The sequence below is a fragment of the Pseudomonas sp. NBB genome (assembly GCF_032701105.1).
Classification (GTDB): domain Bacteria; phylum Pseudomonadota; class Gammaproteobacteria; order Pseudomonadales; family Pseudomonadaceae; genus Aquipseudomonas; species Aquipseudomonas asiatica.
The window spans coordinates 4,125,502-4,150,182 of the sequence record NZ_CP103994.1; the positions used below are offsets into that span (position 1 = coordinate 4,125,502).

Annotated in this window: 24 protein-coding genes, 1 other RNA gene and 1 pseudogene; 12 read left to right on the forward strand and 14 right to left on the reverse strand. The window is 56.8% G+C overall.

Going from position 1 to position 24,681, the window contains the following annotated elements:
- Positions 1 to 217: 217 nt before the first annotated feature.
- Entirely contained in the window at positions 218 to 553 is a 336-nt protein-coding gene (locus NY023_RS19195; RefSeq protein WP_003259671.1) for a YbaB/EbfC family nucleoid-associated protein, read from the reverse strand.
- A gap of 64 nt (positions 554 to 617) precedes the next feature.
- Positions 618 to 2,690, reverse strand: coding sequence for a DNA polymerase III subunit gamma/tau (gene dnaX, locus NY023_RS19200; RefSeq protein WP_013973506.1), 2,073 nt, complete (start codon positions 2,688 to 2,690; stop codon positions 618 to 620).
- A gap of 123 nt (positions 2,691 to 2,813) precedes the next feature.
- On the opposite strand from dnaX, the gene NY023_RS19205 reads away from it, so the two are divergent.
- On the forward strand, positions 2,814 to 3,581 hold the full coding sequence (locus NY023_RS19205) for a substrate-binding periplasmic protein (RefSeq protein WP_013973507.1): 768 nt from the start codon (positions 2,814 to 2,816) through the stop codon (positions 3,579 to 3,581).
- Positions 3,582 to 3,762: 181 nt separating this feature from the next.
- Here NY023_RS19205 and NY023_RS19210 read toward each other — a convergent pair whose 3' ends face one another.
- The gene (locus tag NY023_RS19210) at positions 3,763 to 4,038 is read right to left on the reverse strand and encodes a hypothetical protein (protein WP_013973508.1); all 276 of its coding nucleotides are present in this window, start codon (positions 4,036 to 4,038) and stop codon (positions 3,763 to 3,765) included.
- Between the two features lie 368 nt (positions 4,039 to 4,406).
- Positions 4,407 to 4,895, reverse strand: coding sequence for a DUF2938 domain-containing protein (locus NY023_RS19215; protein WP_024087435.1), 489 nt, complete (start codon positions 4,893 to 4,895; stop codon positions 4,407 to 4,409).
- 82 nt (positions 4,896 to 4,977) lie between these two features.
- Between NY023_RS19215 and NY023_RS19220 the strand changes: the two genes are divergently transcribed.
- The gene (locus NY023_RS19220; protein ID WP_013973510.1) at positions 4,978 to 5,400 is read left to right on the forward strand and encodes a helix-turn-helix domain-containing protein; all 423 of its coding nucleotides are present in this window, start codon (positions 4,978 to 4,980) and stop codon (positions 5,398 to 5,400) included.
- A 55-nt stretch (positions 5,401 to 5,455) separates the two neighbouring features.
- Here the strand turns inward: NY023_RS19220 and NY023_RS27800 are convergent, their stop codons facing one another.
- Both NY023_RS27800 and NY023_RS27805 read right to left on the reverse strand, forming a co-directional pair.
- The gene (locus tag NY023_RS27800; protein WP_410479891.1) at positions 5,456 to 5,695 is read right to left on the reverse strand and encodes a hypothetical protein; all 240 of its coding nucleotides are present in this window, start codon (positions 5,693 to 5,695) and stop codon (positions 5,456 to 5,458) included.
- A 20-nt stretch (positions 5,696 to 5,715) separates the two neighbouring features.
- A pseudogene (locus tag NY023_RS27805) lies at positions 5,716 to 5,847 on the reverse strand (quercetin 2,3-dioxygenase); the annotation flags it as partial.
- A 282-nt stretch (positions 5,848 to 6,129) separates the two neighbouring features.
- Between NY023_RS27805 and NY023_RS19230 the strand changes: the two are divergent.
- The 7 genes from NY023_RS19230 to NY023_RS19260 all read left to right on the forward strand — a co-directional run bounded on the left by NY023_RS19230 (position 6,130) and on the right by NY023_RS19260 (position 12,110).
- On the forward strand, positions 6,130 to 6,456 hold the full coding sequence (locus tag NY023_RS19230; RefSeq protein WP_013973511.1) for a hypothetical protein: 327 nt from the start codon (positions 6,130 to 6,132) through the stop codon (positions 6,454 to 6,456).
- Positions 6,457 to 6,749: 293 nt separating this feature from the next.
- Positions 6,750 to 7,900, forward strand: a protein-coding gene (locus NY023_RS19235; protein WP_085982912.1) for an IS3 family transposase whose coding sequence is annotated in 2 segments (ribosomal slippage) — positions 6,750 to 6,993 and positions 6,993 to 7,900 — 1,152 coding nt in all. Because the reading frame shifts where the segments join, the coding sequence is not laid out codon by codon here.
- A 33-nt stretch (positions 7,901 to 7,933) separates the two neighbouring features.
- Positions 7,934 to 8,188, forward strand: a complete 255-nt coding sequence (locus tag NY023_RS19240; protein ID WP_023661286.1) for a Pathogenicity locus — start codon at positions 7,934 to 7,936, stop codon at positions 8,186 to 8,188.
- Positions 8,181 to 8,894, forward strand: coding sequence for a helix-turn-helix transcriptional regulator (locus tag NY023_RS19245; protein ID WP_024087436.1), 714 nt, complete (start codon positions 8,181 to 8,183; stop codon positions 8,892 to 8,894). The genes NY023_RS19240 and NY023_RS19245 overlap by 8 nt, the downstream gene beginning before the upstream one ends.
- Before the next feature lie 44 nt (positions 8,895 to 8,938).
- Positions 8,939 to 9,247: a hypothetical protein gene (locus tag NY023_RS19250; protein ID WP_023661288.1), complete on the forward strand. Its 309-nt coding sequence runs from the start codon at positions 8,939 to 8,941 to the stop codon at positions 9,245 to 9,247.
- Between the two features lie 238 nt (positions 9,248 to 9,485).
- Entirely contained in the window at positions 9,486 to 10,466 is a 981-nt protein-coding gene (locus NY023_RS19255) for an IS5-like element ISPa26 family transposase (protein WP_024086516.1), read from the forward strand.
- Between the two features lie 486 nt (positions 10,467 to 10,952).
- Positions 10,953 to 12,110, forward strand: coding sequence for a site-specific integrase (locus NY023_RS19260; protein WP_049798458.1), 1,158 nt, complete (start codon positions 10,953 to 10,955; stop codon positions 12,108 to 12,110).
- Positions 12,111 to 12,252: 142 nt separating this feature from the next.
- On the opposite strand, the gene istB is transcribed toward NY023_RS19260, so the two are convergent.
- The 4 genes from istB to NY023_RS19280 all read right to left on the reverse strand — a co-directional run bounded on the left by istB (position 12,253) and on the right by NY023_RS19280 (position 15,612).
- Entirely contained in the window at positions 12,253 to 13,053 is an 801-nt protein-coding gene (gene istB, locus NY023_RS19265; protein WP_013970780.1) for an IS21-like element helper ATPase IstB, read from the reverse strand.
- Positions 13,046 to 14,545, reverse strand: coding sequence for an IS21 family transposase (gene istA / locus NY023_RS19270; RefSeq protein ID WP_169725187.1), 1,500 nt, complete (start codon positions 14,543 to 14,545; stop codon positions 13,046 to 13,048). The genes istB and istA overlap by 8 nt, the downstream gene beginning before the upstream one ends.
- A gap of 243 nt (positions 14,546 to 14,788) precedes the next feature.
- Positions 14,789 to 15,226, reverse strand: a complete 438-nt coding sequence (locus NY023_RS19275) for a hypothetical protein (RefSeq protein ID WP_148265666.1) — start codon at positions 15,224 to 15,226, stop codon at positions 14,789 to 14,791.
- Between the two features lie 107 nt (positions 15,227 to 15,333).
- A complete protein-coding gene (locus NY023_RS19280) occupies positions 15,334 to 15,612 on the reverse strand; it encodes a hypothetical protein (RefSeq protein WP_236166538.1) in 279 nt (92 codons plus the stop codon).
- A gap of 170 nt (positions 15,613 to 15,782) precedes the next feature.
- Here NY023_RS19280 and NY023_RS19285 point away from each other — a divergent pair, with 170 nt between their 5' ends.
- Together NY023_RS19285 and NY023_RS19290 are read left to right on the forward strand one after the other, a co-directional pair.
- The gene (locus tag NY023_RS19285; protein ID WP_044047130.1) at positions 15,783 to 16,010 is read left to right on the forward strand and encodes a helix-turn-helix domain-containing protein; all 228 of its coding nucleotides are present in this window, start codon (positions 15,783 to 15,785) and stop codon (positions 16,008 to 16,010) included.
- A 595-nt stretch (positions 16,011 to 16,605) separates the two neighbouring features.
- Complete coding sequence (locus NY023_RS19290; RefSeq protein WP_044047274.1) at positions 16,606 to 17,178, forward strand: recombinase family protein; 573 nt, start codon at positions 16,606 to 16,608, stop codon at positions 17,176 to 17,178.
- Between the two features lie 549 nt (positions 17,179 to 17,727).
- Here the strand turns inward: NY023_RS19290 and NY023_RS19295 are convergent.
- The 3 genes from NY023_RS19295 to ffs form a co-directional block, all read right to left on the reverse strand.
- The gene (locus NY023_RS19295) at positions 17,728 to 19,206 is read right to left on the reverse strand and encodes a P-loop ATPase, Sll1717 family (RefSeq protein ID WP_013973516.1); all 1,479 of its coding nucleotides are present in this window, start codon (positions 19,204 to 19,206) and stop codon (positions 17,728 to 17,730) included.
- A gap of 38 nt (positions 19,207 to 19,244) precedes the next feature.
- On the reverse strand, positions 19,245 to 20,327 hold the full coding sequence (locus NY023_RS19300; RefSeq protein ID WP_013973517.1) for a type I restriction endonuclease: 1,083 nt from the start codon (positions 20,325 to 20,327) through the stop codon (positions 19,245 to 19,247).
- A gap of 273 nt (positions 20,328 to 20,600) precedes the next feature.
- Positions 20,601 to 20,697: signal recognition particle sRNA small type (ffs, locus tag NY023_RS19305), an RNA gene on the reverse strand.
- A 492-nt stretch (positions 20,698 to 21,189) separates the two neighbouring features.
- Between ffs and NY023_RS19310 the strand changes: the two genes are divergently transcribed.
- Entirely contained in the window at positions 21,190 to 22,143 is a 954-nt protein-coding gene (locus NY023_RS19310; protein ID WP_013973518.1) for an IS110 family transposase, read from the forward strand.
- Between the two features lie 55 nt (positions 22,144 to 22,198).
- Here the strand turns inward: NY023_RS19310 and ligA are convergent, their stop codons facing one another.
- Positions 22,199 to 24,529: an NAD-dependent DNA ligase LigA gene (gene ligA / locus NY023_RS19315; RefSeq protein WP_013973519.1), complete on the reverse strand. Its 2,331-nt coding sequence runs from the start codon at positions 24,527 to 24,529 to the stop codon at positions 22,199 to 22,201.
- Between the last annotated feature and the right edge of the window lie 152 nt (positions 24,530 to 24,681).

Here is a 24,681-nt window from a genome sequence, read left to right on the forward strand (position 1 = left end):
GCGCGGTCTGTTTTCTGTGGGAGCGGCCTTGTGTCGCGAAAGGGGCGCGAAGCGGCCGCGCGATTTCAGCTTCGCAGCGTGAATTGCCGGGGCTGCTGCGCAGCCCTTTCGCGACACAAGGCCGCTCCCACAAAAAAACAGACCGCGCCTGGGTTGAAATCTCTGTAAAAAAAACCGCCGCTGGTATCAGCGGCGGTTTTCGGTAACGCAAATGCCCTTAGAACGGCATCTTGAAGCCCGGCGGCAGCTGCATGCCGGCGGTCATGCTGCCCATCTTGTCCTGGCTGTTCTGCTCGACCTTGCGCACAGCGTCGTTCAGTGCCGCGGCAATCAGGTCTTCCAGCACTTCCTTGTCGTCTTCATCAGTCGACATCAGGCTCTGGTCGATGCTGACACGCTTGACGTCGTGACGACCGGTCATCACCACGCTCACCAGGCCACCACCGGACTGGCCGGTGACTTCGGCGTTGGCCAGCTCTTCCTGCATCTTCTGCATCTTTTCCTGCATCTGCTGGGCCTGCTTCATCAGGCCGGCCATGCCACCTTTCATCATGGGGGTATACCTCGATTGGGTCATGTGATGCGGCCCGGCACCGGGCCGGCCGCATGGTTATCCGTTACTGGCCCTGATTAACCAGGGCTTCTACAGGCTCAATAGTATCCTGCCGCACCTTGGCGCCGAACAACTTGATCATCTGCTGGATCAACGGATCCTGCTCGATCGAGGTGACCGCGTCCTGCTGGCGCTCGGCGCGTTTGCGCGCCGCTGCCTGGGCCGGGGTTTCCTGCTCGGGCAGGATCAGCTCGATGCGCAGGTTCAGCGTGCGCCCCAGGTGCTGGTTGAGCGCTTCGTTAAGGCGCCGTTGCTGGGTCGCGTTGAACAGCGCACCCTGGCCAGGGTCCAGGTGCAGCAGCCAGTCGTCGCCATCGACGGCAATCAACGTACAGTTTGCCGCGATGTTGCCTGTCATCCCGGATACAGGCAACTGTGGGAATAATTCCAGCCATTGCAGGGCCAGGCCGGTAGCCGGCTTGGCTGCGGGCAGCGGTACGGCTGCCGGCTTGGGTGCTTCTTCCTGGACGTGTTCGGCCAGTTCGTCCAGGTAGCTGAAGCCGACCGGGTCGCTTTCGCCGCCGTAATAGTCTTCGTCCAGTGGCGGTTCATCGTCGCGGTCCATGCCCACGGCGGCATAGGCGGACGGGTCGAAGGGTGGCTCGTCGTCGTGTGCCGGGGCGGCAGGTGCCGGCGTGGGCACAGCGGCCGGTGCAGGAGCCGGCGCAGGCTCGGCCACTACCGGTGCGGGCGTTGGCGCGGGCTCTTCCCATGGCAGGTCAACCACCTCTGCCACGGGTTCTGGTGCTGGCTCAGGTTCACTGACCGGGGCAGGCTCAGCTGCCACCACAGGCTCGACAACCGGCTGTGGCGCTGGTTCGACCGGTGCGGGCGCCTGCACTTGTTGCTCGGCAACCGGTGCAACCGGCGCCACGACAGCAGCGGCCGGCGGCGCCACGGCAACCGCCGGCGCTGCCACCGGTGTTGCAGGATCAGCTGTGGCCTGGCTGATCCCCACTGGCTTTAGTACCGGCTTCGGCGCGTCGTCGGTGTCGGCGGGGCGGAACGCGAGCATGCGCAGCAGGACCATTTCGAAGCCGCCGCGCGGGTCCGGCGCAAGTGGCAGGTCACGGCGGCCTATCAGGCCCATCTGGTAATAGAACTGCACGTCCTCGGCTGGCAATGCCGAGGCCAGCGCCAGCACCCGCTCACGGTCGCCCTGGCCGTTGTCCACCGCTTCCGGCAGCGCCTGGGCAATGGCCACGCGGTGCAGCACATTGAGCATCTCGGCCAGCACGCCAGCCCAGTCCGGGCCCTGCTCGGCCAGGTTGCGCACGGCCTCGAGCAAGGCCCGGGCATCGCCTTCGAGCAACGCCTGCAGCACCCCGTAGACTTGGCCATGATCAAGGCTGCCGAGCATGGCCCGCACATCGGCGGCCAGTACCTTGCCTTCGCCAAAGGCGATGGCCTGGTCGGTCAGGCTCATGGCGTCGCGCATCGAGCCATCGGCCGCGCGCCCCAGCAGCCACAGGGCATCCGGCTCGAACGGCACGTTCTCGGCGGCCAGAACATGGCTGAGGTGCTCGACCACCCGCTCCGGGCTCATGTTCTTCAGCGAGAACTGCAGACAGCGCGACAGGATGGTGGCCGGCAGTTTCTGCGGGTCAGTGGTGGCGAGGATGAACTTGACGTAGGGCGGTGGCTCTTCCAGCGTCTTGAGCAAGGCGTTGAACGAGTGAGTCGAGAGCATGTGCACTTCGTCGATCAGGTAGACCTTGAAGCGCCCACGACTCGGGGCGTACTGCACGTTATCGAGCAGTTCGCGCGTGTCCTCGACCTTGGTGCGGCTGGCGGCGTCGATCTCGATCAGGTCGACGAAACGGCCTTCGTCAATCTCCCGGCACACCGAACAGGTACCGCAGGGCGTTGAGGTGATGCCGGTTTCGCAGTTCAGGCACTTGGCGATGATACGGGCAATGGTCGTCTTGCCCACACCCCGGGTACCAGTGAACAGATAGGCATGGTGCAGGCGCTGGTTGTCCAAGGCATTGATCAAGGCCTTGAGCACATGGGTCTGGCCGACCATTTCGCGGAACGAGCGCGGACGCCATTTACGTGCAAGAACCTGATAACTCATCGAAAAACCATCGCAGCCTGATCGAGCGGAAGATCGCTAATGCTAGCGGAGCGGGGGCAAAATTGCACCCTGCGCAAGTCGTCTAAGCTTTGAAACTGGCGCGCCATCCAGGGAGGATCGCCTTTGCGAAGACTGCTGGCCCTGTTGCTGCTGTGGAGCACCTACAACCAGGCTGAACAGCCCCTGGTGCGTTTTTCTGTCGCCGAGAGCTGGAGCATGCCGCTGGTACGCATCGAAGGCGACCAGCCGGTGGAAGGCATGCTGTACGACCTGATGCAGGCCTTGGCCAAGGAAGTGGGCATCCGCCCTGAATACCACGTCATGGCCCGCCTGCGTCTGCAGGAGGCGATGAACAGCGGTGATATCGATGTGCGCTGCTATGTCAGCACCCAGTGGTTCAATGACCGGCCAGGGGATTTTGTCTGGAGCATTCCACTGCTGCACCAGCGAGACCTGCTGGTAGGACGCGCTGGCAATAGTACTCCGCTGCCCCCGGAGCAATTGACTGCCCAGGTCATTGGTACGGTGCTTGGCTACACCTATTCGACCTTGCAACCGCTGCTCGCCCAGGGTCGCCTGCACCGCGAGGACAGCCGCAGCCAGTTGCTGGTACTGCAGAAGCTGCAAGCCGGGCGCTATCGGCATGCGGTAAGCAACCAGCTGTCGTTGCAGTGGTTCAACCAGGGCCTGCCCACCGAACAGCAATTGCAGGCGCTGGCAGTACTGGAAGAACAGGACCTGGGATGCATGGTACGCAATGACCCGTCGATACCGACCCAAGGGCTGCTGCGGGCGCTGGTGCGAATGAAGCAGTCGGGGGAGATCGAGCGGATTGTGCAGCGGTATGGGGGGACGGGCAACCAAGAACCCATGTCTGTGGCTCGCCCCTGAGCCACGCATACCTGATGAAAGACAAACCCGCCCGAAAATTGCACGCCCGCTGTGGGAGCGGGTTCACCCGCGAACACCGGCAAAGCCGGTGCCATCCATCGTGTCGCGTTCTTCGCGGGTAAACCCGCTCCCACAGGGTTAATTGATATCCCTGCTATCTCTACTTACTCCAAGGCCGACTTCACTGGCTTCTACGCTCAACTGCCAGTGCCACAGCATCCGCCTGCCCCCAGGCAATCTGCATGGCCCGCAACCCGTGCTCCAGCAACTGCCGCGTCTCCTCGTCCTGGATACGCTCCAGCGCCCGCCGGCTGTCGCTATAGGCAAACATCAGATAGTGGGTGACATTCATCAACGCGAACTCCATCGGCACGATGCCTTCGCTGATCGCGCGGGAAAGGGATTTACCTTGGGGAAGCTCGAAAACGTGGGGTGGATCGGGGACCAGTTTTTTCATGACAGCTCCGTGTTGGCTGTGTTGTCCCCTTCCGCTTCCACGCATTAGGGTGGCAACTGTACGCGGGGTGGAAGACCAGGTACACGGTAGACCCGGCAGGTACGAATACCTCCCGCGCACAGCCGCCATAAATGACAACCGTCCCGTGTACTGCCCAGGCTTCCACACCCGATCGCTGAACCGACAGCGACCGCAAAAGCCTAGTGGGCGGTGATTCCCGGGACAATCAGACGGGAGTCGACGGAGTGCGTAGGATATTTCGACACCTCCTACAGAAAAAGCGGGAAATTGCCCTGACCGTTGTAGGAAGCATCCTGAAAGCAGATCGCATTCCTGCTACCGATTGCTCGTCTTGAGGAATGTCGCTCTCACACAGCCGCAACCAAACCCGCACTCAAGAACATCCCCACGCCAAACACAAAATGCGTGGCCAGGCTCTTCAGGCAATTGCGCACAGGCGTCGGCGTCCTCGACGCAAAGAACCCCGCGCCCATCGCCGGCTGCATGAAGCACAAAGGCGCCACGACCGTCACCACACCAACAACCAGCGCGGGCAACAATGTAGGTGCCAGCAACCAGCCCTCCCCCACGATCACGACCAGCAGCATCGCGAACAGCACGCCGATGGCGTAATGAATCCCCCACCCCAACGCCAGCTCATGCCGCACCGGTTCCGCCTTGGCAATCGCCTGGTGCCGCACACGCCCGTGCAGCAAATGCCCCGCCCAACGCCCGACCATGGCGAAGTTCAGCGTGGCAACACCCATCCGCCTAAGCAGCAGCCCCCACAAGTCCATCACCATCGTGGCACCGATACCAATCGGCAAGGCAGCGGAAAACATCGCAGTAAGGGTCATTGAACAAGCCCTCCAAGATTGACGGTCATCACCATGCCGCGCAGCATAGAAGTTGAAGTCAACTTCAAGTCAAGGGCCCGAAATGGACATTGCCGACGTCGCCAAGCGCACAGGCGTACCCGCCTCGACGCTGCGCTACTACGAGAAGAAAGGCCTGCTCAAGTCACTCGCCGGGCCTGGCCAGCGGCGGCAGTTCGCAGCCGATGTTGCAGACCGGCTGGCGCTGATCGCCCTCGGCCAGGCTGCGGGGTTTTCGCTGGATGAAGTGGGGGCGATGCTGGTGGACCTGCAGGTCGACCGGCAGATGCTGATCTCCAAGGCCGACGAACTGGACGCACGAATCAGGCGCTTGCAGGCGATGAGCAAGGGCCTGCGGCATGCGGCGCAGTGCCCTGAGGAAGATCATCTGGAATGCCCGAAATTCCAGCGGCTGATGAAGCTGTCGGCGGCGGGGCATGGAAAGAAACAAGGCAGTTCAACAGTTGTCTTGAAGCGCCCAGATTGAATCATCACCCGACCGCATCGGCACGGTCGCGGCAGGAATGGAAGGCAGATGGCACCTAGCGGCGCCGGGCACATGCCTGCGTCTTGCAGCCCCCGGAAGATTGCTTTCTGGAAGGTGCCGACTCCTTTGCCCGAAGATCGAATACAAGCACCTGCGCATCCGTAGCGTGGCTGAACGTGACCGCCTGGGTTTCCGTCAGCTTCAATCCGTCGCCTTCCACAACACTTTCTCCGTTCACCCGGAGCTTGCCAGCGACAACATGGACATAGGCCTGTCGTCGCCCTGCGAGGGCCAGAGTATGCGACTCACCTTGCGATTTATGACGCGCAGATCGGAGAAACCGTTCTCTTGCGGGTTTCTACAGCTTCCAAACGAGAAGGAATGCCGGGATTTCAGCCACGGCAAACGGGTGGCACCCCGATCACCTGCCTTGCGGATCTCTTTCATGCTCACACCGAAATGCATTGCTTCAAAGAGAGCGCAGCTTAGAGAAGAGTATGATCGAAGAAAAACATCAGAAACTGGTCTAAACCATCGCTTAAACAGATTGAATAGACGCTGGGCTATCCTTGGCACCTGAGACCACACCTGCAACGCCCCTGATTCTGAAGCCCCGCGAGGCGCCTGTTAATCATCAAGATCAATGATAGGTAACATCGATATTCACCTATTTTCTATCAGCTAAATGAAATGGAGAATAGCGGCTGAACTCAAGCCTGGAACTGTCTGATGCGCTTTCTGCCTCTCGCTGCTGCCTCCTTCACTATCACTCTGCTGGCGGGGTGCGCATCCGCGCCTAACCAGCCGACAAAGGAACTGGTGACCGCGAAATCTCCTGAAGCTTTTTCCACCTGCGTCATGCAGAAGCTGCAAGAGAATCAGCAATCACCGAACGTCACCCATACGAGCCAAAGCTATCGCGTGGTTCTGAGCAGCCCTGTTGCGGCGGATAACGTGATCGAGACGTTCAAAGGGGACACGGGCGGGAAAGTCTACATTTATCAGCGGGGGCTCTTTTCAGAAGATCTCGTTCGCCTAGCTTCCCAATGTGCCTGAGGTGAGGGGAGCTCTCACCAAGTTGAAATTGTCGAGTCGGGCAAACGCAGGACGCCAGGACACGCGCATCAGCCAGTTGCAGCAGTCAGGCCAATGCCAACCCTCTGCAATCAGGTTTGTAAGCGTTTGCCGAACCCACCTTCCTGATGCCTACGCGTAGGGCGATGGAACCATATATTGAGATGCCATCTGCCGTCGGGCAAACTCCGGTTGCTTCATTGGCCGATAACTGAATCGCCCCTGGTTTCGTAGACACCTCCAAGCCTCATAATGAGGCCCAAATAGGAGGTGCCATGAGTCGTCAGCGTTACCCTGAAGAATTCAAGATCGAAGCGGTCAAGCAAGTGACCGAGAAAGGCAAGCCTGTCGCTGAGGTTGCCCAGCGCCTGGGCATGTCCGTGCACAGCCTTTACGCCTGGATCAAGGTCTACAGCAAGCCCCAAGAGCAGCGTCAGCAAGACAATGATCAGCAGGCCGAACTGCGCAAGCTGCGCGCTGAACTCAAGCGCGTGACGGAAGAGCGAGACATCTTAAAGAAGGCCGCCGCGTACTTTGCCAAGGAGTGCGGCTGAAGTACGCCTTCATCAAGAAGCACTCGACGGATTACCCGGTGCGGCGCCTTTGCCAAACCCTCAAGGTGCATCCCAGCGGCTACTACGCTTGGTTGGCGGAGCCTCAATCTGCCCGAGCAAAAGAAGATCATCGTCTGCTTGGTTTGATCAAACATGCTTGGCTCGAAAGCGGAGGTGTGTACGGCTATCGCAAAATTCATGGTGACCTGCGTGAGCTGGGAGAGACATGCGGGCGAAATCGAGTCGGTCGTTTGATGCAAGCAGAGGGGTTGCGTTCGCAAACGGGTTATCGCCGTCGTCCTGGGTTTTATGGCGGAAAACCAACCGTGGCCTCGCCCAACCACCTTGCCCGGCAGTTCAAGGTCAGCGAGCCGAACAAGGTCTGGGTGACAGATATCACTTACATCCGCACCTATGAAGGATGGCTTTATCTGGCGGTAGTGCTGGATCTCTTCTCACGCCAAGTAATTGGTTGGTCAATGAAGCCAAGGATGTGCAGCGACCTTGCTATCGACGCGATGCTGATGGCCGTTTGGCGACGCAAGCCACAGCAGCAAGTGATGATTCACTCAGACCAAGGCAGTCAGTTCAGTAGCTCAGATTGGCAAAGCTTCCTTAAGGCCAACAATGTGGTCAGCAGCATGAGCCGACGGGGAAACTGCCACGACAATGCCGTAGCCGAGAGCTTTTTCCAGCTTTTGAAGCGGGAACGGGTTCGACGAAAGACCTACGCGACACGTGACGAAGCCCGGAGTGATATTTTCGATTACATCGAGATGTTCTATAACCCAAAACGTCGACACAGCAGTGCTATGCAGCTGTCTCCAGTAGAGTATGAGAAACGCTATTTCCTGAGCTTGGAGAGTGTCTAGGAAACCAGGGGCGATTCAAACAGGAGTTTACGGATGCCATTTCCACTGAAGGAACATAATGCTTTGTTGGCCCTAAAGGGCGTAGGGCCGGCCGTCATTGCTCGCCTTGAGCAGATGGGCATTGACTCGCTAGCTGTGCTCAGCAGAGCGAATGCTGGTGACATCCTGGCTCAGGCGTCGGCAGCAGTGGGATCGACTTGCTGGAAGAATAGCCCCCAAGCTCGGGCCGCCATTGACGCAGCCATTGAGCTTGCAAAGGACTCTCAGTTGAGCACACCAAGTGCGTAAAGCTGATCGTTTATTTCAGTTGGTAAATCTGATTCGTGTCCATCAGCCAATCTCTGCTGAACGACTGGCTAGCCGAATTGGCGTTTCCGTTCGCTCAATCTATCGATACATCGACGACCTTTCCTTCAGTGGAATCCCAGTCTATGGTACCGCTGGCGTGGGGTATGCCTTGGATGCCGATTTTGAGATGCCGCCATTAACGTTGAACAGGCTCGAACTGGATGCACTGATGCTCGGGATGGAAATGCTTTCAGCTTCCGCCGATAACGATCTAAGTGCTGCTGCAAGGATGTTGTTGAGCAAAATCTCAGCGTCCATAGTCCATCATCAGGTTGACCCCAGCACGGCAAAAATCAGGGCACTTGGAACCACTCCTTCCTCGACGCGTGGCCATCTGGCAACCCTTCGAAATGCCATCGAAAACGCTCAGGCGCTGACGATAACTTATACCAGCTTGGATGGTGCAGTTTCGCAACGCCTCATTTCCCCCCTTGGCCTTTTCTACTGGGGAGGAAAGTGGACGGTTGGAAGCTGGTGTAGTACCAGGGCAGCTTACCGCGATTTTCGGGTCGATCGCATAGCCTCCATCGCTATTGCTCAACAACCATCACCCGACAATCCTGCCCTTGATCTCCAAGCGTATATGAAGCACCAGGCAAGCCAGTGGAAAGCGATCACCACTACTGACACTACGCTGTCAGTATGAACCACTGATCATTGGGACTCCCTAATACACAGAAGGTCATCCCTATGCAGCACTCATCTCATGTACTCGAATTAGCCATTTTCAAGGTCAAACAGGAATGTGTTGCGCAAGTGCCGGTGCTCCGCGCAGGACTTCGTGAAACATTAAAGACCTTTCCTGGCTTGATTGAATACCGCGCCTACTGCCCTATGAGCGACGAACGAATCTTCGCGGATTTAGCAATGTGGGATAGTCTTGAGAACGCACAAAAAGTGGCAAAGGCGTTCAACGATGGAGATCCGAGATTCTCTGAGTATATGTACGCTATTGAAAACCTGACGTTCATGAGTCACCTCGTTCCAGAGATGAGTTGACCCCGGCGGACTGCCAGAGCAGGCAAGAGACACCGATGCCTTTGCTGTCAGGCATCGGTGTCGTCGCTTCCAGTGTAAGTGTTCTCAGATCACCTATTGCTACCCTGCCACCATGATTAGGTTCTTATAGCTTGAGGCCTGAGTCATCAGTTTTTCGTTGAGACGAGCTAAGGAAATCCTGAAAAAGACTTCCTGATTTGGCAAAATCCCCGGACACCAATCGCCGAGCTTTTCGATGATGAAACAAATGACCTTCGCCGATGCCGAGTACGCCGGTAAGCGCAAGCAGACCCGCAAGGAGCTGTTCCTGATAGAGATGGATCGGGTCGTACCCTGGGAGGGTTTGATTGCTCTGATCAAACCTCATTACCCAAAGGGCGAAGGGGGCCGTCCAGCCTATCCGCTGATGGCGATGCTGCGGATTCATCTAATGCAGAACTGGTTCGGTTACAGCGATCCGGCGATGGAAGAGGCGCTGTACGAGACGACGATCCTGCGCCAGTTTTCCGGTCTGAGCCTGGAGCGAATCCCGGATGAAACCACCATCCTCAACTTCCGTCGCCTGCTGGAAAAGCATGAGTTGGCCACCGGTATTCTCGGCGTGATCAATGGCTATTTGGGCGACCGTGGCTTGTCACTGCGACAAGGCACCATCGTCGATGCCACTCTGATTCATGCGCCCAGTTCGACCAAGAACAAGGACGGCAAACGCGACCCGGAAATGCATCAGACCAAGAAGGGCAACCAGTATTACTTCGGTGCCAAAGCTCACATTGGTGTCGACGATGAGTCCGGGCTTGTGCACAGCGTGGTGGTCACTGCGGCCAACGTCGCGGACGTAACCCAAGTCGACAAACTGCTGCACGGTGGTGAGAACGTGGTCTGCGCTGATGCGGGCTATACCGGTGTAGAGAAGCGTGAAGAGCATGAGGGGCGCCAAGTCATCTGGCAGATTGCAGCCCGGCGCAGCACTTACAAAAAGCACGGTAACCGCAGCGCGTTATACAAAGCGATACGTAAGATCGAAAGAGCCAAGGCCCAGGTTCGCTCCAAGGTTGAGCATCCATTTCGGGTGATCAAGCGCCAGTTTGGTTATACGAAAGTGCGCTTCCGAGGCTTGGTGAAAAACACTGCTCAGATGGTGACGCTGTTCGCCCTGTCGAACATTTGGATGGCGCGTCGACATTTGCTCTCCAATGCAGGAGAGGTGCGTCCGTGAAGAGTGAAGTGACTGCTGCGAGGTGCTTGCAGCGGCAAAAAAGGCTGAAATAGACGGCAGGTTTGACCGGGATTTGAGCGGCTACCGTTTTTTGAAAGTGTCGATGGCGAAGTAGCCGGAAAACAGGGGCTACTTCAGACCATCCCTAACATGCCGTTTACGGTGCACCACTCAGGTGTCCCTAAACGTTGTCACACTTCGAGATTTTCGAGCGAGAAATCCTTGAAAATTCAAGGACCTGAAATGGAGGCGGCCCCACCAGCCACACCCCGGCACTCGATTGGAACTCCTTCTGTAGAGACGGATAGCCGGCATGCCAGAATGCTCGGAAATCAATGCAGGCCTTATGGGGCAAGGGTTTGAGGCTGATGGGGTAGTTCGCCATTTGCTCGTGCAGATACGCAACACGGACTCTCAGAGCTCGGGGTGCGACCAGAATTGTTCCACTCAATTGGTCCACTCTACTGGTCCACTCTGGTGTTTCACATGGCCTACATCGTCCGCCGCCAATCCGTTTACTACCTTAACCTTCGACTCCCGAAGCACCTGTTTCCCAACCGGCACACTCTGCGTATTTCCCTGCGAGTGCGAGACCGGCAGGCAGCTTTGTATCTCGCCACCTCCTTAGCCCAGAGAGTGAGCAGCCACCTGAGCGAACACCCCCTAACACCTCCGGAAACGCTGCGTGTGCTTTGCGTGCAATGGTGCATGTCGTCACCTATGCCAACCCATCGCGCTGCACCACAACAAGCTACGGCGCCCACAGCGAAGCCAACAAGTGGCGGTGCTACCCTGGCAACCCTTTCCAAGCTCTATATAGAGGAAGGCAAACGCGGCGGCACATGGCGGCAAGGCAGTATCGACGATGTGGAACGTGCACTAGCCGACCTGTTCGAGCTGATGGGCGATATGCCTGCTGTAAGCTTTGATGCCCAACAAGCTCGCCTACTGAAGGAACGACTCAGCCGCTGCCCCCAGTACTTCGGGCTACGGCCAGAGTTCAAAGGTAAGACGCTGAAGCAGGTTGTCGAGTCAGGTAGCACCTATAAGACAATCACCGCAGTGACCGTGAACAACCGGCTACGCAAGCTGACCGCCTTTCTTAACTGGTGCAAGACGAACGGGTATGTCGCAGAGAATCCACTGGTAGGCATGAAGGTGATGACGGGCTCTGCAAAGGAAGCACGACTCTCATTCGACCGCAGCGATCTGGCAGCACTGCTGAATCATGAGGGACTTCATAAGGAAGCACGAAAGCAACCGTGGCGATACTGGTTGCCCTTGATGGGACGAGCTACCGGTGCTCGACTGGAAGAGCTATGCCAGTTGCGGGTTGACGACTTCACTGAGCAACAGGGGATTCATTGCATCCGCATTGATGACAGCCGTGAAGGGCAGAACCTGAAGAACGCCAGCAGTCGTCGCACGCTCCCTCTGCACCCTGCCCTGCTGGACCTGGGCCTGCTTAAGTACGTTGAATCAGTCAAAGCTACTGGCGCTGATCGGGTATTCCCTGAGCTGGAAGCAGTACGGGGCAAGCTCGGCCATGCTCCGTCGAAGTGGTTCGGTCGTTACAAGACGAAGCTGGGCATCACTGATTCTCGCAAAACTTTCCACAGCTTCCGCCATACGTGTCGGCGCTGATTGAAAACTGACCCACCCTGCCGATTGAAAAATGACCCAGGGCTGCTTGCCGATTTAGACCCCGGCAATTGTGGATAAGCCTAGCAGTCGACAGCGTCGTGAAAGTGCTGACCCTGCACTCAGCAAGGCCAGCCCAAAGAGGTCAAAACGGGTCGTCCTCCGATTCCTCGACATCCTGCCGTCTGCGCTCCCTCGCCTGGATCTTGGTCTTGGCCACCAAGGTGCTGTTTTGCAGGCGGTATGATTCATTCCCCGTCTCGACGATGTGGCAGTGGTGTGTCAATCGGTCGAGCAAGGCCGTGGTCATCTTGGCGTCGCCAAATACGCTCGACCACTCGGCGAAGCTGAGGTTGGTGGTGATGATCACGCTGGTGTGCTCGTAAAGCTTCGAAAGCAGGTGGAACAGCAGGGCTCCGCCGCTCTGACTGAAAGGTAGGTAGCCAAGCTCATCAAGGATTACCAGATCTGCACGCAGTAGTCCTCGGGCGATACGCCCTGTCTTGCCCTCATGTTTTTCACGCTCCAGCAGGTTGACCAGATCGACTGTGGAGTGAAAACGCACACGCTTGTTATGTTGGGTGATGCCGGCCACTGCCAAGGCAGTAGCGAGGTGCGTTTTACCGGTGCCAGGGCCACCGATGAACACCACATTTTGCGCTGTGTCGGTGAAGGCCAGAGTGGACAGTTCCCTGATCAATCGGACATCGGCGCTGGATACACCGAAGTCGAAGCCAGCCAGGTCACGGTGCATGGGCAGTTTCGCCATGCTCATCTGATGATGCACCGAGCGTACTGCTCGGTCGGCGTGCTCTTGATCAAGGAGATGCTCGATCAGCCATTTCGATGACGCAGTGGAAGATTCGCCTTGTGCGGCCAGCTCTGCCCAGGCATCGGCCATGCCGTGCAGGCGTAAGTCTTTGAGTTCCTCTGTGAGATCACGCATTGCGCACCTCCTCATCCGTGCTGCGCAACCGGTCATAGCGTGCGGTATTGGCAACAGGGGTAACGTTCAGTTGCAGGTTGGTTTCGACCGAGGGTGGTGCTTCACGAGCGGTCAGACGGGCCACGATGTTGAGGATGTGGTCAGCGCTCAGGCTGCCAGACTCCAAAACCAGCTCAACCGCTACGAGAACAGCATCCAGGCCAGCGATGGGCACGGCGGCCAAGACCTGGGTCATAACCCGGTCACCCTGTAGATTCCGCAGCAGCCCGCGCCTGAGCAGGCGTAGTGGCTTAGGCAGATCGGCAAACGGGGCACCATTGCGTAGGGCCCCCGGTTTGCGTTCAATGAGGGGGATGTAGTGTTGCCAGTCGTAGCTGACCTGATCGCGATCAAACAGGCGCTCATGGCTAGCAATCACACCCTCATCGGCAATCACGACGATTCGCGAGGGATAGAGCCGACTGCTGACCCACTGGCCAACACGCTCACAGGGTACTGAATAGCGGTTGCGAGCCACGTTGATCAGACAGGTGCTGGAAACGCGAACCGTGCGTTCTACATATCCGTCGAAAGGCGTCGGCATCGGCATCATTTCGACGCGCTCCAATTCCAAGACTTCTGCGACGGTAAGGCCGTTGTACTGCGGATGAATCAGCTCATGCCAGAGAGCCCGGCAGCGCTGGGCAAGCCAGGCATTCAACTCTTCGAAGCTATGGAAAGTATTGTCGCGGGCGGACAGCCAGATGCGGCGCCGACTGTCTTGGACATTCTTTTCGACGATACCTTTTTCCCAGCCGGACGCTACGTTGCAGAAGTCCGGGTCGAACAGGTAGTGCGAGCACATCACCATGAAGCGAGCATTGACCGTGCGGCCTTTACCCTTGGAGACCTTGTCGACCGCAGTTTTCATGTTGTCGTAGATGCCGCGACGCGGCACGCCACCTAAGGCGGCGAATGAGCGGGTATGGGCATCGAACAGCATTTCATGCCCTTGGCTGGGATAGGCCACTAGCCAGAAAGCTCGGCTGGCACATAGCTTCATGTGCGCGACCTGGACGCGCCTGAAAACACCGCCAACCAGCAGGCCTTCCTCGCTCCAATCGAACTGGAAGGCCTCGCCCAAGGCGAATGCCAACGGCACAAATGCCCGTACCGCCTTGCCTTGCTCTCCGCGCCAATGACGAACGAAGGCAGTGAGCTGGCTGTAGCCGCCGTCATAGCCTTCAGCGCGGATCATGGCCAGCAGCGCCTTGGCACTGCGACGATGTTGCTTGGCCCTTAAGGCATCAGCCCGCAGCGCTTGCTCCAACATCTCGTGAAAGGGACTGAGCTTGTTGAACACGGCTCGACGCTGATAAACCGGCTGTTTGGACTCCGGCGCTCTGACCCATTTTCGGATGGTGTTGCGCGACAGTCCGGTGCGCTTGGCTATCTCATGCAACGACAGCTTGTCGCGGAAATACATCCGCCGAATTTTGCCCATCATTTCCATGCTGATCACCCTGTGTTCTCCTGCTCAAAAATTGAGCAGGTGCAGTGGAACACCTGGGTCAGTTTTCAGTCAGCACAACGGGCGAAACTGGGTCAGTTTTCGGTCAGCGGCAACACGGGGATGCTTTCGGGAGAAACGTGTCGTTCAGTCATAAGTAATCCTCTGCAATGCAGTTAAAAGTTCGTTTGTCTTACGGACTTACCGGCTTACTGACTTACCGCTGGATCACGTTTCGCAGACCAGCTACTGGGAAAATTTGTCCTCCGTCAATAGAGCACGCCTACTCGTCTCATACTGGGTCGCAGCCATGGCATCTTTGGGTGCGGATATGGTCATCCCAGCCACATAAACCGACCACTTCGAGTACAAGTCCTTACTCAGCTCCAGGGTCTTGGTAGACACCTTGGCTTGCTTGAGGCGGGCGATGGCTTCATTCCCCAGCTGGTACGCGTATTGCTGGCAGTCCGCTAATGCTTGAGCGCGGTCGTCTGGCCGCTTACTCGACCCATAGCCACGAAGCTGACTGTAGAGGATGTAACCCATTGCTGCTTCCTGGCCGCATCTCCCGGCGTTGTGCTCAAGCACATTCTGGAAATTCCAAGCCGGAGAGAAGGTGTCTTTGTACTTGACTTCAATCGGCGTGAACGTCCATCGCTCAGCAGGTGCAGCATCTGTGTACACGATTGGTTCGTACCGGGACTGAGCACACCCAGCCAAGAGACCCAGCGCTCCTGCGACCGCGACGCTTCTAATCGTACAACGCATCGTCAACTTCTCTCGTAGTGGTATCACTGAATCCTGATGGGGCTATAGCCTTTGCCGATCATGCAGTTCTGGTACGCCTTCTGCTGCTTGAGCTGGATGTTTGCACCCTCGGCAATGGTGCCACGGTACTCCCAGTCGGCAACCTGGATCATCGCAGACTGGTTCTGGCACTTGGCGTCATCCTGCATCACCGTCTCATCAGAGGCCCCAGGCTTCACCATCCGGTACTGCGGGGTAGTACAGCCAGCCACCAGCATCACAGCCCCGGTAACCAGCAAGGCCAACGATCTTCCTTTCAACATCAACATTCCTGCCTCTACTTGAGTAGCGACCATCACAGCCGCCGCTGCAATAGCAACATGCCATTGTCCGAGCAGGATGATGCCATGCCGCCAAGTAAATTCACAGTATACTGTGAAGACGCAAGCACAGCCCGCCCCGAGAGTGCTACCTCATACAGAGGGGGTACGGTTTGGACGCAGGGCTGGCATTCGGTAGGGTTCTCCGTGAAAGACGGAAGCAGGCAGGACTGACGCAGGAGAAGCTGGCGCTGGAAGCGGATGTGCAAAGGAACTACGTCAGCCTCATTGAAAGGGGCGTTCACCAGCCCACCATCAACATCATCTTCAAGCTAGCATCCGCACTCGGGTGCAAACCGTCTGACCTAGTTGCAGACGTCGAGACGCTCATCCACGATTGACCCTTGCTCGCTACGACAGTAGCTCGGCCTGCTTAATCCGAGGCCAGGTAACGCTACTTTGCGCTACAGCTTCTACAGATCAAGCTTTCGATTACTAGACGCATAACTAATCTCGAACTAATTACCCCAAGGCATCTTTTCTGGAAATGCCCTCTTCTCACTAACATCTAAGGCCCTAGTTACGTGGCATTGACGGTGAAGGCGCTAAGCAAATGTCGCCACACGGCCTTATCTCTCGCAATTTCGTGGAGATTCAAACGCCGGGTGTAGGGGCTCCCCTCGTGGGAGAGGTTATGTGCCTGTAATACAGGCGCTGGTGTAGGGTTCAGCAAATCTGCTGACACCGGTTGCCCATTCCGTAAAAGGTACGAATTCGTACCTTTGCCGCTGCCTCTAAGCTTGGGGCTATCTAATCAGCCCGCCTTGTGCGGGCTTTTTCGTGAGCCCGTGTCACCAGCTTGAACTGGTATCAGCAAACGACCGTCAAACGATGCCATCAAATCTGGCCTTTGGCGGTATCAAAAAAATAGGGTATACAGAGGTTAATGATACCGGTACCATGATCCCACGTTAAATGATCCCTTGGGTGATGCCGATGTCCCGTACCTTCCTTTACTGTCGTGTAAGCACGTCCAACCAGTTCACCGAAAACCAAGTCCAGGACGTTAAGAACGCTGGCTTCGATGTACAGGCCAGCCGGGTAATCGAAGAGATCATTTCCGGCAGCGTCCCCGCCAGCGAGCGTCCCGGCTTCCAAAAGTTGCTTGAGCGGATGGAATCGGGTGATGTGCTGATCGTCACCAAGCTGGACCGCCTTGGCCGCAACGCTATGGATGTACGGCAGACCGTCGAGCAACTGGCAGCAACCGGTATCCGTGTTCACTGCCTCGCCCTTGGTGGCGTGGACCTGACCAGTGCAGCGGGCAAGATGACCATGCAGGTGCTTGGCGCTGTCGCAGAGTTTGAACGTGACCTGCTGATCGAGCGTACGCAGTCAGGCTTGAAACGTGCGAAGGCAGAAGGCAAGAAGTTGGGACGCCCTGAAGCTGTTGATACCACCAAGGCAGTGCAGAAGGCCAAGGCCAAGAACATGACACAGGCGGAGGTGGCAGCCGAACTCGATATCGGTATTGCCACGGTCAAACGGCACTGGAACAAGGCGCTGTAAGGCCCTACGCTGCGGTATCTGCCCACAGCGAGAACCCCCATATGGACGATGATAAGGCCGCTGCTATAGCGAACGCCCTTGAGGCGCTGCATATGAACCAGACAGCCCTCAGAGCAGGATTGGAAGAGGTCAGTACATGGATCAGGCAGCGAGGCTCTGTGAACACCCACGATAACGTGATGACCACACTGGAGGCACTGGACCTCCAGGCAAGTACGTTGGCCTCAGCAATAGAACGCCTACGCTCATAGCCGCCTTCGGGGCGGCTTGTCTGCTCATATTTTGGGGGTTTGAGGCCGGGGGTATAAGTCTTTAGCTCAGTAGGTTTGAGAACGACCCACACCTGGCAGGGTTTAGCCAGTTGCCCATACGCCTACTGCATATTTCGCCCCGGCCGAAGCCGATGCTATCTGTAAAGAGCAAAGTTTGCTTTTAAAATTTCAGGGGCGGTGCATTACGTCGAAGGAAGGCTCTAAAAGCAGTGACTTTAAACCGACAACCTAAGAAGCACTCCCACCAAGTCTCGCAACCGGGCAGGAGTGGCTTGGTTTACGAGGAAACTACTGTAAAAGCCTTACCCTGCGTAATCTCCAGATATGGTCTATACAAAAATGGAACCTTGTAGATCCCTTCATCTTTCGCAGCACGATTCTCAAAGAAGCCAATAGCCACAAGCTCTCCCGCCAATCGCTTTGTCTCATCAGCTGAGGTAGACCATATTGCACCCAAGGTATCGAGGTTTTGCTCAGCCTTACTTTTCTCAAGACCGAGTATAAAAGATTTCAATCCAGCGTACTCGGCAAAGAGATTTTGTTCAATTCTTACTTTAGAGACTTCGAAAGTAGAATCCTTGATGGCCTGCCGGCTGAACAGGTTTTCACCATCAGCCTTAGACGCGCCCATCCCATTTGCACTTTTCTGGTTGTTTAGAATCTCATTATGGAAATGAATAAATTCGCGAGGCGCGATATTACCAAACCCATCTCTAACCCGGTTCAATATCCAGTCGAACGTTTGCGACTGCTTCTCACCAACGTCAACCTGCTCAGGAAACAGCCTATAATACAACTGAAGCTGCTTCGCCTGATCATTGCTTACCTCGTCGGACTCAACCTTGTAGGATTCGCAAATTGGCGTATTCCTAAGTATTCTATTAACAATAAGATTAAGCAACCCCTGATGCGACCACTTGATAGTCGTAGTTCGAGTAATATGACTAGACTCCCTAAAGCCATCATCCGTAATCTTCTTCCAGATATCATCGCGCAAGAATATCTTCAGAAAAACAGCGTCTAAATCCTCTACGTCTCTATAAGTCTTAAAAAGAGCTCTAAGAGCGTACTTTTCCAGCTCCGGATCCTCGTCAAATGCGACATCGAGCCTATCAAACAACAACCACGTACTTAGCTTCTCAGCGACTAAGTAGTCATTTAACTTTTCAAGAAGCTCATCCACCGAGAAGAAACCAAGTTTCCTTTTAGCGTTATCGGGCGTGCGGAAAGTAATCTTACCCGTTACCTCCCCTGCAATAGAGCCCCCACCCTCAACGGACTCAATACTGAATGCGTTCCTTGCGAATCGCATAGCAGAATTAACAAGCCGCTTAAGGCTATTACGCTCCTCTATAAGCTCTGCCTCAACTAATTTCTGGCGTACGAATTCAGCCTCTCTCGTGCAGCGCCCCCGCTGAACAAGCGCTTCGACAATTAGTTGGCATAGATAAATCTTCCAAAGCCCTACGAATTCCGCTTCGGAAGTAGGAGGCTCATTTCTTATTTCGGAGAACACTGTCTGACCAGTAGGCTTCTCCGCTGACATCAACAATATTCCGGAAGCCTCAAAGCTTTCAGCTTCTTGATTGAGCAGTGTATATAGAGCGCTCTTGCCTGCCCCTTTCGCACCGAACACCACATCTATATTCCCGGCTCGCAACTGAGTCCAGTCATCCGTTCTCACAAAATAAGAAGCAAGTTGTGCTGCTTCATTTTCAGCTACGCGATCACCGAAAGTAACTAAAGACAGATCCATTATACCGCCCACCTCCAATAGCAACTTCAAGAAAATTGTTATTCATAGAGTGAAATAACACCCTTCAACTGATCCGCATAACCATAAATATCATCCAGCGAAGATATAGGGTGCCGCGTCTCATTTTTTTCAGAATCGAAAAGCCCGATATACTTTTGACTTCTATTAAAGTGCAACCGGCAAATTGGCTTGCGATTATTATCATCTAGCAATATACCGAAATAGCTTTGGGTATCGCGATGCACTATTCTCTTCGCATCGACAACCGCCCTTACAATAGCCTTGACGATATGGAAACCTTCAAGCTCTTCGAGCGTGGTTTGAATACGATCTTCATCAGCCTCTTCAGCAGACTCTACCGACACAGTAGGTTGAACTGCACTCATGGCGTAGGATGGCTCGACTGCGCCGCTCATTGCAGACTTAAGTCGATCATTAACCTGATCCCCTAGAAACTGGATTGCTGCTTTTCGGGTCAAAGTCGTGAACTGCTCTCTAACCTTCTGGGTGATAATCCCATCGTAGACCCGAGTAGCGAAGAACTTCACGAACTCGTCATTAGGCTGACTGAATTGAGAGGCCATCTCTTTCTTGATCTGGCCAACGTATTTCAGTTCTCCAGCAGCACTGATGATCGAGTCAACGTCGAATGCAGACTTGGTTAGCTTCTGAAGCTCTGGAAGGGCGTGCTCGTCCAGATCAAGGAGGTCGAGCTCCAAGAACGGTTTCTCATCCATCTTATTAGGGGCATCGAGGTCGGTGAAGAACCGGTACACCTGGCCATTAGTAAGAATCGAGATGCGGGCCGTGGTGACGTGGAAATACCGGAAGAGCTGACTCGCATGATTGATATGCAGCGGCTCGCCGATCTTCTTGCACTCGATCAGGATCTGAATCTCGCCGTTCTTCATGATGGCGTAGTCGATCTTCTCGCCCTTCTTCGTCCCCACGTCACAGACGTACTCTGGGGTCACCTCCGAGGGGTCAAAGACGTCGTAGCCTAGGACGGAGTTGATGAAGGGCATGACAAAGGCAATTTTGGTTGCCTCTTCAGTTTGGATAGCAGGACCCTGCTGGCGGATTTTGGCTGATAACGCGTTCAGTCGCTCTATGAATTCCATCTCTAGCTCCTCACTCAGATGCCACATCCTAGTAGCACAGCCGCCGTACTGGCAATTGCAAATCACTGGGAGAGACAGCGGGGAAACGCCACATAAGCGAATTACAAGGTAGCCCCGAGATTGGCGTAACCAGAGAGGGTATTGGAGAGGCAAGCTGACGAAGCTAGAATACTCAGCACAGTGCACCACTTAGGTGTACTACAGCACTGGTCCACTTCGAGATTTTGAGCGAGAAAAGTCCTTTAGAATTAAGGACTTACGTAATGGAGGCGGCCCCACCAGCCACACCCCGGCACTCGATGTTCCCGCTATGGCTGCTCCCTTCCGGGCCTGACCAGGTTAACGGGTAATCAATGCGGGGGGACCGATGGGGCCACCACTACAAGGCTCGCTGAACAGCGAGTGGCGCCATTGTACCGGTCTTGGGGGCAGATACAACCTCTGGAGGAGAAAAAGTCATCATTTCTCAATGACTTGTCCGGGCCGGGATGGCCTGGAGCTGGCAATTCGCGGGTGAACCCGCTCCTACAGGGTTAGCGCTGACAGCAAGACCAGCGCAGGACTTGTGGGAGCGGGCGTGTCGAGGCGTCGAACCGCCGCGAAGCAGGCGCCGCGATGGATGGCACGGGCTTCGCCCGTGTTCGCGGGCATGCCCGCTTGTATGGTTAGACTTGAAGGGGTGGTGGGACTAAATGCCCGATTCTGACTGTTCACAGCAGTACAGACCGTGGGAGACATCGCCCCACCCCTTCCACCAAAGCGCCGATAAAGAATGCATCGTTTGCAAGCGACGATAGAAGCAAGCCAGCGCCTCTTGGTGAAACCCCTTCAAGCCGAAAAACCATAACGTGAGGAGCCGCCCATGGCAATGCAGGTAGGTAAGTTGATCGTGGGTGCGGATGTCGCGAAGGCTGAGCTGGTTATCCACCACGATGATCGCGACGAGATCATCAGGCTGAAAAACTCCAAACTCGAGATCAGAAGGTGGCTCAAGCAACAAACCCTCAACACCGCTATCGCTGTTGAGGCGACCAATGTCTACCACTTGGACCTGGTTGAATTGGCCCACAGCCTAGGCTTCGAGGTCTATGTCATCGATGGTTTTCAATTGAGCAACTACCGGAAAAGTGTTGGGGGACGGGTTAAAACCGACCCCTCCGATGCTCGGTTGTTGTCCCGTTTTTTAAAAAATGAAGGCGAGGACCTTCGCCCTTGGAGCCCGCCTCCCGCTGTCTACGGCAAGCTTCAGAGCCTCTTGCGACGCAGAGCCGCCTTGGTGACTGCTCGTACTGCAATGACTCAGAGCTGGGCTAACGAAAGCCTTTTGAAAGCCGCCTTCGAAACTTTTGTGAAGTCGATAGATCGGCTGGATCAGTTGATTCAAAAGAAGATTAAAGAAGTACTGCGAGACGCTGGGCTACAGGAACAAGTCGCTCGCTGCCAGGCAGTAGAGGGCATTGGTTTTCTCACCGCCGCAGCATTGGTGATGGCTTTTACAAGGGGCGAGTTCAAAAGCAGTGACTCGTACATTGCATTCCTAGGAATGGATTTACGAGTCAGTGATTCCGGGCAGAAGAATGGGCGACGTCGCCTCACCAAGCGAGGTTGTTCAGAAATTCGTCGCTTATTGCACAACGCTGCGATGGCGGCCAGCAGATCGGCAGCCTGGAAAGGGCTTTACGAACAGCATCGGAGCAGTGGTAAAGCAACAACCCAAGCTTTGGTAATCCTGGCAAGAAAGCTCGCGCGGGTGGCATTCGCCCTGATGAAAAATCAGGACGAATACGTCACTAAAGGCGCGAAACTGGCTTGCTGAAAACCATAGAATCTCCCACAAGGACCGCGCAAGCCACAGGGGATTGCGCAGGGCGTCAGACAGCGATGCCCTGTTCGCCCAGGAAGGTGACGAAGGCATCTTCATCAAGCACCTTCACACCCAACTCACTGGCCTTGGCCAGCTTGGACCCCGCCCCCGGCCCCGCCACCACGCAGTGGGTCTTGCCGGATACCGAACCCGCCACCTTGGCCCCCAGGCTTTCCAGCTTTTCCTTGGCGATGTCGCGGCTCATGCGCTCCAGGGTGCCGGTCAGCACCCAGGTCTGGCCGGCCAGCGGCAAGCCTTCGGCCACTTTCTTCTCGCTGCTCCAGTGCATGCCGAACGCCAGCAACTGTGCCTCGATGTCCCGGGCCAGCTTCTGGTTGGCTTCATCCTTGAAGAACTCGCGCACGGCTTCGGCCTGCTTGGCCGCCAGGGCCTGGCGCAGGTCGATACCATCGGCGGCGATGATCTTGTCCAGGCTGTCTAGCTTGGCCACCAGCTTCTCGGCACCGGTCGGGCCAACCGAGGCGATGTCGAGCTTGGCGATCATGCCGGCCAGGGTGGTGCTGGCGGCGAACTCGGCAGCCAGCTCGCCTTCGTCCTGCAGTTGCATGCCGCTGTCGAGCAACTGCTTGATGACCTTGCGGTTGTGCTCGTCCTCGAAGAAGTTGTGGATCTCGTACGCCACCTCCAGGCCGATGTCCGGCAGGTAGGTGAGCACCTGCGGCAGCGCCTGCTGCACCCGCGCCAGGCTGCCCAGCGAGCGGGCCAGCACCTTGGCGGTCTCCTCGCCTACGTCCGGGATACCCAGGGCGTAGATGAAGCGCGCCAGGCCCGGGCGCTTGCTGGCTTCGATGGCATCCAGCAGCTTCTTGCTGGACACTTCGGCAAAGCCTTCCAGGCCGACGATCTGGTCGAATTCCAGCTTGTACAGGTCGGCCGGCGAACCGATCAGGCCTTCGTCCACCAGTTGCTCGACGCTCTTCTCGCCCAGGCCATCGATGTCCATGGCGCGGCGTGACACGTAGTGGATGATCGCCTGCTTGAGTTGGGCGCCACAGGCCAGGCGACCGACGCAGCGGTACACCGCCCCCTCGCTGGTTGTTTCCTTGCCCTTGCTACGCTTGACCAACTGGGTACGCTCGACCTGCGAGCCGCATACCGGGCACTCACTCGGCACCTGCACCGGGCGCGCATCCTCTGGGCGGCGCTCCAGCACCACCTGCATCACCTGCGGAATCACGTCACCGGCGCGGCGGATGATAACCGTGTCGCCAACGCGCAGGCCCAGGCGGGCGATTTCGTCCATGTTGTGCAGGGTAGCGTTGGACACGGTCACACCGGCCACCTTGACCGGCTTCAGGCGTGCCACGGGCGTTACGGCGCCGGTGCGGCCGACCTGGAACTCGACATCCAGCACCTCGGTCAGCTCTTCCATGGCCGGGAACTTGTGGGCAATCGCCCAGCGGGGCTCACGGGCACGGAAGCCCAGTTCGCGCTGGGCGGCCAGGCTGTTGACCTTGAACACCACGCCGTCGATTTCGTAGGGCAAGCTGTTGCGTCGCTCGCCGATGTCGCGATAGTAGGCCAGGCATTCTTCGATACCGGCGGCATGCTTGAGTTCGCGGCTGATCGGCAACCCCCACGCCTTGAGCTGTTCGAGGATGCCGATGTGGCTGTCGCCGATGCTCGCGGACACCTGGCCGACGCCATAGCAGCAGAATTCCAGCGGGCGGCTGGCGGTGATTTTCGAGTCCAGCTGACGCAGGCTGCCGGCTGCGGCGTTGCGCGGGTTGGCGAAGGTCTTGCCACCGGCTTCGGCCTGGGCGGCGTTGAGCCGGTCGAAACCGGCCTTGCTCATGTAAACCTCGCCGCGCACCTCCAGCACCGCAGGCCATCCCTCGCCTTGCAGCCTGAGCGGGATGTTGCGCACGGTGCGTACGTTGGCACTGATGTCTTCGCCGGTGGTGCCGTCGCCACGGGTGGCGCCCTGTACGAGCAGACCGTCGCGGTACAGCAAGCTCACGGCCAGGCCGTCGAGCTTGGGCTCGCAGCTGTAGTCGACCGCACCGGGCTGGTCGAGGCCGTCTACCACGCGGCGGCCGAACTCACGCAGGTCGGCTTCTTCGAAAGCGTTGCCCAGGCTGAGCATGGGCACTTCGTGGCGGACCTGGCTGAACGCGGCCAGGGCTGCGCCCCCGACGCGCTGGGTGGGCGAGTCGGGGGTTACCAGGTGCGGGTATTCGGCTTCAAGCGCCTTGAGCTCGTTGAACAGGCGGTCGTATTCGGCATCGGGCACGCTTGGCTCATCGAGCACGTAGTAGCGATAGTTGTGCTGGTCGAGCTCGGCACGCAGTTCGTGGATACGGGTTTCGGCGGTCATGGGATTTGTCTTCTCTTGCAAAGCAAAAGAGCAGCCTGGGGGTGGTGCCGGGGGTTTGAGGTATTTATTGCCTGTTCCGGCCCCTTCGCGGGTAAACCCGCTCCTACAGGGACACCACAAACCTCAAGGGCTGTGGTGTCCCTGTAGGAGCG